This is a genomic window from Noviherbaspirillum denitrificans (assembly GCF_002211445.1).
Taxonomy (GTDB): domain Bacteria; phylum Pseudomonadota; class Gammaproteobacteria; order Burkholderiales; family Burkholderiaceae_D; genus Noviherbaspirillum; species Noviherbaspirillum denitrificans.
Window position 1 is genome coordinate 1,269,655 of record NZ_LSTO01000001.1, and the last position, 8,191, is coordinate 1,277,845.

At 63.1% G+C, this 8,191-nt stretch carries 7 protein-coding genes; 1 reads left to right on the plus strand and 6 read right to left on the minus strand.

The window, feature by feature from the left end; translation table 11 throughout:
- Nucleotides 1-643 (plus strand): DUF3656 domain-containing protein (locus tag AYR66_RS28785; RefSeq protein WP_206047082.1); only part of this gene is annotated, 643 nt, incomplete at its 5' end.
- A 12-nt stretch (nucleotides 644-655) separates the two neighbouring features.
- Here AYR66_RS28785 and AYR66_RS06345 read toward each other — a convergent pair.
- From AYR66_RS06345 to AYR66_RS06370, 6 genes are all read right to left on the minus strand, one after another.
- Nucleotides 656-1,036, minus strand: coding sequence for a c-type cytochrome (locus tag AYR66_RS06345; RefSeq protein WP_088706820.1), 381 nt, complete (start codon nucleotides 1,034-1,036; stop codon nucleotides 656-658).
- Nucleotides 1,033-4,158, minus strand: a complete 3,126-nt coding sequence (locus AYR66_RS06350; RefSeq protein WP_088706821.1) for an efflux RND transporter permease subunit — start codon at nucleotides 4,156-4,158, stop codon at nucleotides 1,033-1,035. Before AYR66_RS06350 ends, AYR66_RS06345 begins: the two co-directional genes overlap by 4 nt.
- Before the next feature lie 12 nt (nucleotides 4,159-4,170).
- Nucleotides 4,171-5,733, minus strand: coding sequence for an efflux RND transporter periplasmic adaptor subunit (locus AYR66_RS06355; RefSeq protein ID WP_088706822.1), 1,563 nt, complete (start codon nucleotides 5,731-5,733; stop codon nucleotides 4,171-4,173).
- Nucleotides 5,730-7,013, minus strand: coding sequence for a TolC family protein (locus tag AYR66_RS06360; protein WP_088706823.1), 1,284 nt, complete (start codon nucleotides 7,011-7,013; stop codon nucleotides 5,730-5,732). Before AYR66_RS06360 ends, AYR66_RS06355 begins: the two co-directional genes overlap by 4 nt.
- A gap of 74 nt (nucleotides 7,014-7,087) precedes the next feature.
- The gene (locus AYR66_RS06365; protein WP_088706824.1) at nucleotides 7,088-7,501 is read right to left on the minus strand and encodes a hypothetical protein; all 414 of its coding nucleotides are present in this window, start codon (nucleotides 7,499-7,501) and stop codon (nucleotides 7,088-7,090) included.
- A 167-nt stretch (nucleotides 7,502-7,668) separates the two neighbouring features.
- Nucleotides 7,669-7,893 (minus strand): hypothetical protein, encoded by a 225-nt coding sequence (locus tag AYR66_RS06370; RefSeq protein ID WP_088706825.1) that lies wholly within the window; start codon nucleotides 7,891-7,893, stop codon nucleotides 7,669-7,671.
- Nucleotides 7,894-8,191: the final 298 nt, after the last annotated feature.

Genomic DNA, 8,191 nt, shown 5'->3' on the forward strand with positions numbered 1-8,191 from the left:
TGCGGCCGTTGCGCTGCAGCCTGCCCAGCAGGCGGCACAAGCGGAAGCCTCACTGCGCGCCAGCCTCGGCAAGCTGGGCAATACGCTGTTTGAAGCAGGCAAGATCGAGCTGGAGTTGTCGCAACCCTGGTTCGTCCCCTCCGCCGCGATCAATGCGCTGCGCCGTGACGCCATCGCGGCGCACGAAGCGGCACGGCTGGCCGCATGGCAGCGTCCGCAGCGCAAGACGCCAGCCGAACCGCCTGCCGCGTATCCCGAGACGCAGCTTTCCTACCTCGCCAACGTCTACAACGAAAAGGCGCGCGCCTTCTACCACAAGCACGGCGTCGAACTGATCGCCGCTGCGTACGAAGCGCATGAGGAAGCGGGTGAAGTGCCGCTGATGATCACCAAGCACTGCCTGCGTTTTTCCTTCAACCTCTGCCCGAAACAGGCCAAGGGCGTGCAAGGCGTCCAGGGCCAGGTGCGGGCGGAGCCGATGACGCTGGTAAGCGGTGGCGAGCGCTATACGCTGCGCTTCGATTGCAAGCCGTGCGAGATGCATGTGGTCGGCGCGATGAAGCCGGGCATCCTGAATTCCCCGCCACCGTCGGCGGTGCCGTATAGTCCGGTGGTGTTTCACAAGAAGCGGCCGGCAGTTTGAATTCAGGTTCGCCTACCGTATCCCCACCTTCCTCTGCTCCATCCGGATAAACGCCGTGATATGCGCCACATCATCCGGCGTCACCCCTGGCACCGGCGGCATGTCGCCGAACTGCCAGTGATGCGCGCGAACACCGCGGCTTGCCGCCATCTGGAATGCCGGGTCACCGTGGTGCGATGGCTCGTACACCTTGTGCAGCATCGGCGGCCCCTTGTCGCTTCCCTTCAGGTCCGCGCCATGGCAAGCCGCGCACTGCGCCGCGAACAGGCTCTTCCCTCTACCGGGATTCGGCATCAAGCCCTCGCTCGGTTTCGGTATCTGCATCGACTGCGCGTGCGCGCCCGCCGCAACCAAGCCAAGAACCACGGCACACCACTTTTTCACTGCGTTCATCCTTCCCTTCCTTTCTCAAGACGCCATTGCTTGACCAGTGCATACAGCGCCGGAATCACACCGAGCGTCAACACTGTCGACGAAATCATGCCGCCCACCATGGGCGCGGCGATCCGGCTCATCACTTCCGAACCGGTGCCGGTACTCCAGAGGATCGGCAGCAGGCCGGCCATGATGGCGACGACGGTCATCATCTTCGGCCGCACGCGCTCCACCGCGCCTTCCATCACTGCTTCATAAAGGTCGCCTGCATGCGGCTGCGTTCCGGCGGCGCGGCATTTCTTCTTCACCTCTTCCCATGCATGGTCGAGGTAGATCAGCATCACCACCCCGGTTTCCGCTGCCACACCCGCCAGCGCGATGAAACCGACTGCCACCGCGACCGACATGTTGTACCCGAGCAGCCACATCAGCCACACGCCGCCGACCAGCGCGAACGGCACCGACAGCATCACGATCAGCGTCTCGGTCAGCCGCTTGAAGTTCAGGTATAGCAGCAGGAAGATGATCAACAACGTCACCGGCACCACGATCTTCATCTTTTCGATCGCGCGCTCCATGGCTTCGAACTGGCCGCTCCATGTGGCGTAGTAACCGGGCGGGAATTTGACCTGCTCGTTGACAGCCTTGCGCGCATCCGCCACGTAGCCGCCGATGTCGCGCCCGCGAATGTCGACGTAGACGTAGGCGGACAGCAGCGCGTTCTCGGTACGGATGCCGGGCGTGCCCTTGGCGATACCGATGCGCGCCAGCTGGCCGAGCGGGATCATCGGCCCGTCCATCGTCGGCACCAGCACCTCACGCGCGATCTGCTGCGGGTCGGAACGCATTTCACGTGGATAGCGGACGGTGACGGCGAAGCGCTCGCGCCCCTCGACCGTGGTCGTGGCCATTTCCGCGCCCAGCGCGGTGGCAATCACGTCCTGCACTTCGCCGATCGTCAGTCCGTAACGCGCAAGCTGCGCGCGGTCCGGCTCGATGTTGAGGTAGAAGCCGCCGGTGATGCGCTCGGCGAAGGCCGAGGTCGTGCCGGGCACGGTCTTGACCACGGCCTCGATCTGCTTGGCGAGTTTTTCCATCTCGTCCAGGTCCTTGCCGAACACCTTGATGCCGATCGGCGTACGGATGCCGGTGGAGAGCATGTCGATACGGGCCTTGATCGGCATGGTCCAGGCATTGGACACACCGGGAAACTGCAGCGCAGTGTCCATCTCGGCAATGAGGCCGTCCATTGTCAATCCCGGGCGCCATTCCGATTGCGGCTTCAGGTTGATGACGGTTTCGAACATCTCGGTCGGCGCCGGGTCGGTCGCGGTATTGGCGCGTCCGGCCTTGCCGTAGACCGATTCGACCTCGGGGAAGGACTTGATGATCTTGTTCTGCGTCTGCACCAGTTCCGCCGCCTTGGTCATGGTCATCCCCGGCAGGCTGGACGGCATGTAGAGCAGCGTGCCTTCGTTGAGCGTGGGCATGAATTCGCTGCCGATCTTCGAGGCGGGATAGAAGGTAAGGACGAGCGCAACAAGGGACAGGAAGACGGTGGTCTTCTTCCAGCGCATCACCCCCTTGATGATGGGCCGATAGACCCAGATCAGGAAGCGGTTCACCGGGTTCCTCGCTTCCGGCATGATCTTGCCGCGGATGAACAGCATCATCAGCACCGGCACCAGCGTGATGGACAACACGGCTGCGCCTGCCATGGCGAAGGTCTTGGTGTATGCCAGCGGCGAGAACAGGCGGCCTTCCTGTGACTCAAGTGTGAACACCGGCAGGAACGACACAGTGATAATCAGCAGCGAGAAGAACAGCGAAGGCCCGACTTCCTTGCATGCCGCGAGCATGGCTTCCACGCGGGATTCACCTTCCTTCAGCCGCTCGAGGTGCTTGTGCGCGTTCTCGATCATCACGATCGCCGCATCGACCATGGCACCGATGGCGATCGCAATGCCGCCCAGGCTCATGAGGTTGGAATTCATGCCCAGCGCGCGCATGGCGATGAAGGCCATGAGCACACCCACCGGCAGCATCAGGATGGCGACCAGCGCGCTGCGCACGTGGAGCAGGAAGACGATGCAGACCAGCGCGACGATGATGCTTTCCTCGACCAGCGTCGTTTTCAGCGTGTTGATCGCGCGGTGGATCAAGTCCGAGCGGTCATACACCGCCTGGATGCTGACGCCTTCCGGCAGGCCGGCGCTGATTTCGCCGATGCGGGTCTTGAGGTTGTGGATGACTTCCAGCGCGTTCTGGCCATAGCGGGACATCGCAATGCCGGACACCACTTCACCCTCGCCGTTCAGCTCGGCCAGTCCGCGCCGCTCGTCGGGCGCCAGTTCGACGCGGGCGATATCGCGTACCAGCACCGGCGTGCCGCGCTCGGTCTTTACGACCAGGCCTTCCAGGTCGGCCTTGCCGCGCAGGTAGCCTTTGCCGCGCACCATGTATTCGGTCTCGGCCATTTCCACCACGCGGCCGCCGACGTCGCGGTTGGATTCACGGATCACCTGCGCAACCTTCATCAGCGGGATGCCGTAGGCGCGCAGCTTCACCGGATCGACCGTCACCTGGTAGGTCTGCACGAAGCCGCCGACCGACGCGACCTCGGCCACGCCGTGCGCCTTGGCAAGCTGGTAACGCAGGTACCAGTCCTGCAGCGTGCGCAGTTCGGCCAGGGTCTTGTCCTTCGCCAGCACCGCGTACTGGTAGACCCAGCCCACGCCGGTCGCATCAGGGCCGATCTGCGGCGTGACGCCCTTGGGCATGCGGCCGGCGGCGAAGTTCAGGTATTCCAGCACCCGTGAACGCGCCCAGTAGATGTCCGTGCCGTCCTCGAAGATGATGTAGACGAACGACGCGCCGAAGAAGGAGAAGCCGCGCACCACCTTCGACTTCGGCACCGACAGCATGGCGGTGGTGAGCGGATAGGTAACCTGGTCTTCCACCACCTGCGGCGCCTGGCCGGGATACTCGGTATAGACGATGACCTGCACGTCGGACAAATCCGGCAGCGCGTCGATCGGCGTGCGCATCACGGCTACGACGCCCGCAACTGTAATGAACAGGGTGGCCAGCAGCACCAGGAAGATGTTCCTGCCGGACCAGTCAATGATCTTGTTCAGCATGATGCCTTCCCGTTATCGATGGCCTGCATGCGGATCGCCAGGCTGCGGCGGGGCTTTCCCGATGGTGGCCGGCGCGGGCTGGAATCCGGTAATGACCCATTCGCCCTCCTGGCGCTCCACGAACTCGAAGCGGATCGGTGTGCCGGGCTTCATGTTCGTCAGCAATGCGCGGTTGGCGACCTTGAAGTCCATCGTCATTGCCGGCCACTTCAGACTGTCGATCGGACCGTGGCTGATGCTGACGGTGCCGGTCGACGCATCGATTTCGTCGATCGTGCCTTCCGCCTGATGGCCTGCGCCTTTCTGCTTGTCCTTCGCCTGCGGCGCGGTGAAGCCGCCGACGGCAGCCTTGAGGTTGCTTTCCGCGTCGATCAGGAAGTTGGCGGCGACCACGACATCTTCGCCCTCCTTCACGCCGTCGAGGATTTCCACGTACTCATTGCCGCTCGCGCCAAGTTTGACTTCGCGTGGCTCGAAGCGGCCTTCGCCGGCCTGGACCAGCACGATGCGACGAGTGCCGCTGTCGATGACCGCCGACACGGGAACTGTGACCGCACTACCGCGCGATGCGGCACCGAGTTGCACGTCCGCGAACATCCCTGGTTTGAGCATGTGCCCCGGGTTGGGCAATTCAAGCCGGACCTGTACGGTGCGGGTGGCGGATTGCAGCGTCGGGTAGATGTAGGTCACCGTGCCCTCGAATTCCTTGCCCGGATAGGCATTGATCGCGACCTTTGCCTTGGCACGCGGCTTGAGCAGGCCGATGTCCTGCTCGAAGACGTCGGCCAGCACCCAGACGGTGGAGAGGTCGGTCACCTGGTAGAGCATTTCGCCCGGCATGAAGCGCATGCCCTGCACCGCTTTCTTTTCCGTCACGACGCCGGAAACCGGCGAGCGGAAGGTCATGGTGCGCTTCGCTTCGCCGCTGCGGGCCAGCGCGCGGACCTGCTCTTCCGAAATATCCCAGTTCTTCAGGCGCATCAGGCTCGATTCGGCCAGCTGTTTCATGCCGCCCTGGGCGTCGCTGTCGGCGCCCTTCAGTGATTGCAGGCCCTGCGCGGCGATCGCGTATTCGCGCTGCGCGGAGACGAGTTCCGGGCTGTAGACCTCGAACAGCGGCTGGCCCTTGACGACTTCCTGCCCGGTGGCGTTGACGTGGAGGCGCTCGACGTAGCCTTCGAACTTGGGCGCGATGGTGAAGGTGCGCCGTTCGTCCGGTTCCACGCGTCCGGCCGCCCGAACCGCGCGATCGATAGTCCGGATGCTGGCTTTTTCGGTTCGCACGCCGAGCTTCTGCACCTTCTCCGTGCTGATGCGAAGCTGACTGGCGCCGCCGGCGTCGTCCTCGCCTTCATGCACGGGGATGTAATCCATGCCCATCGGGTCTTTCTTCGGTACCGGCGAGGTGTCGGGCAGGCCCATGGGATTGCGGTAATACAGGATGCGTGGCGTTTTCGCGGCGACGGCCGGCGGTGCCGCTTCCACCGCATTGCGGTTGCCGATCCAGTAACCGCCTCCTGCCGCCGCGGCGGCGAGGACAGCGGCGCCGATGGCGAGAGCTGCGGGGTGTTTCATAATTCTTCTCCGAGTATGCGTTCGATTTCTGCGAGGCGGGCCTGGGCTTCGGCCTGCGCCTTGATCTGGTTTTGCCGCGCGGCGCGGATCTGGCGCTGGGCGTCGAGCAAGGTGGCGAAGTCGACCTTGCCGTTTTCATAGCTCGCCAGCGCCGACTTGTAGGTGAGTTCGGCTTGCGGCAGCAGGCTGTTGGCAATCAATGCTTCCGTCCGGCGCGCGGTGTCCAGGCCGGACAGGTTTTCGGCGAGCTCGGACAGCACCTGGTTTGCCGTGGCATCGCGGCGTGAGCGGGCGGCGGACAGCATGGATTCCGATTCGCGTTCCATGGCGCGGCGCGAAGACTGCTGGAGCGGAATGTTCATTTCGAACATCACTTCCCACTCCTTCACCGACTTGCCGGTCTGCACCGGTGCGAAACCGACCGCGACATCGGGATAGCGGTTCCGGTAGGTCAGGTCGCGGCTTTTTTCCGCCGCCTTCAGCTTTGCGTCCTCGGCGGCAAGTAACGGATTGCGGCTGCGCACGCGATCTTCCAGCGCCGTGTAGTCGAGTTGCGCCGGGGACGGCAGGGGACGCAGGCGCTCGGGGTCGGCCAGCGGTGCCGTTGCAGGACGGGCAAGCAGCATGTTCAGGCGGGAACAGGTCATGCGACGGTCATTTTCCAGCATGAGCAATTCATTTCGCATGCTTGTCTGTTCGACCTGGGCGCGAATGGCGTCTGATTGGGCAGCGAGGCCGCCGGCATAGCGCGCCTGGGTCACCTTCTCCAGGCTGGTCATGAGGTCCAGGATTTCTCGGGTCAGGCGTTCGTTCTGCGCAATGTAGAAGTACTGCGCGTACGCCGCCTTGATGCGGGCGGACAGTTCCGCCCATGTGCCGCCGGCCTTGCCCTGCGCGGCGTCTGCTTCAAAGGCGGCGATGTCGCGCCGCAGGTCGCGCTTGCCGAACCACGGCAGTTCCTGCATCACTTGGTAGCGCGCCCGGCCGACCCGACCGGGCAGCAGCGAGGCGTTCTGCTCGCCCATGCGGGTGATGTCTTCCAGTTCGACGCGGATTTTCGGGTCGGGCAAGGCGCCGGCAGAGGCGGACCGTTCACGGGCGGCTTCGGCTTCGTGGCGCATCGAAGCGTATTCGGGATTGCGTTCGCGCGCCCAGGCGAGCAGGCTTTCGACCGAATTGCCGGGCAAGGGTTCGGCCGCCGTTGCAGCCAGCGGGAACGCAAGCGCCAATGCGGCCGCACAGGCACGCACGCTGAGCGCAAAAGAATAAGGGGTAAACATGAAAACTCCAGGCAGCAAGAGACATGCGCCACACGCGTTCAGCGCGGCGGCAGCGGTTCAGGCGACCGGGAGGATCAGATTCGGAAGCAGCAGTTGCGGATGGACAGCGGCGGATCGGACGCGCGTGTCAGCCAGTGGGCCGGCGCAGGTGTGACGTCGGTGCGGAAGTCGAGGACAGTTGCAACGGTCGCGCGGATGATCTCGACGACGACAGCCGGCTGGATATCAGGTACAGGAGGCTTGTAGAGCGACTGGTTGCCTTCCTGGGAGTAGGCAAAACAGAGTGCAGGGAGCTCAGTGTCCATCCCCGCTTCGCACCCGTCCATATCGCTGTGCGCGCTGGCGCTTGCCCAACCGGCGTTGGAAGCGATTTCCGCCGAATTCTTGACCGTCGGGCACGCATAGGCGGCCACAGCGAGCTGCATGAACAGCACGCTGAACAGCGCAATCAGCGCAGTAACGTATCGGGAATGACGGGACAGTCGCATATTGTTCGGGTGTCAGCTTTTGCCTGACATTGCCAGTGTACGCAATCGCACGCCGGCGCATCCTTGACCTGAATCAACGCTGTCAAAATCGGGCCGCGGCGTCAGGAGCGGAATGATACGTCAAACGCCGGGCCCCGTGTTCCTGGTTCATAACACCCTCTGGTACATCAGCGCGCGCGGGAAAGAATGACCAACCACTTCTTCATCAGCAGTACTTCAAGATGGCCAGCCTCGACACCGGTGCTGCAGTCGATCACGGGATTGACACGGTAGTAACGCTTGCGGAAATCGCGGCAAACGAACATCTCGCGCCGGCCGAAACGCAACAGGAAGGAAGTCGGTGCGTATTCGAGGCCGAAACGTGCGCCGAAGGAGTTGTTCAAGTGTGCCATGTCAGTCCTCCAATGAATCGTCGTTGATCGAGACCTTACTTTAGCACAATTACTGTACAAAACAACAGTGCTGTGAAAAAACACAGCATGTTAGCACTAATGCATTTTTTGCAACACCCCCCCCCCCTTTTCAATCATCCGTTCGGACGATTCCATGGCGTGCACTGTGCGCCTAGCATGCTCCTCCAAAAAGCAAGTAAGCGCCGCAGAAGCGCTCAATCGATTAGGAGACCCTATGTCCTACGCATGGCGACAACTGCAGTCCGCGATCCGCGTACTCGCAACCACAGGCGACCGC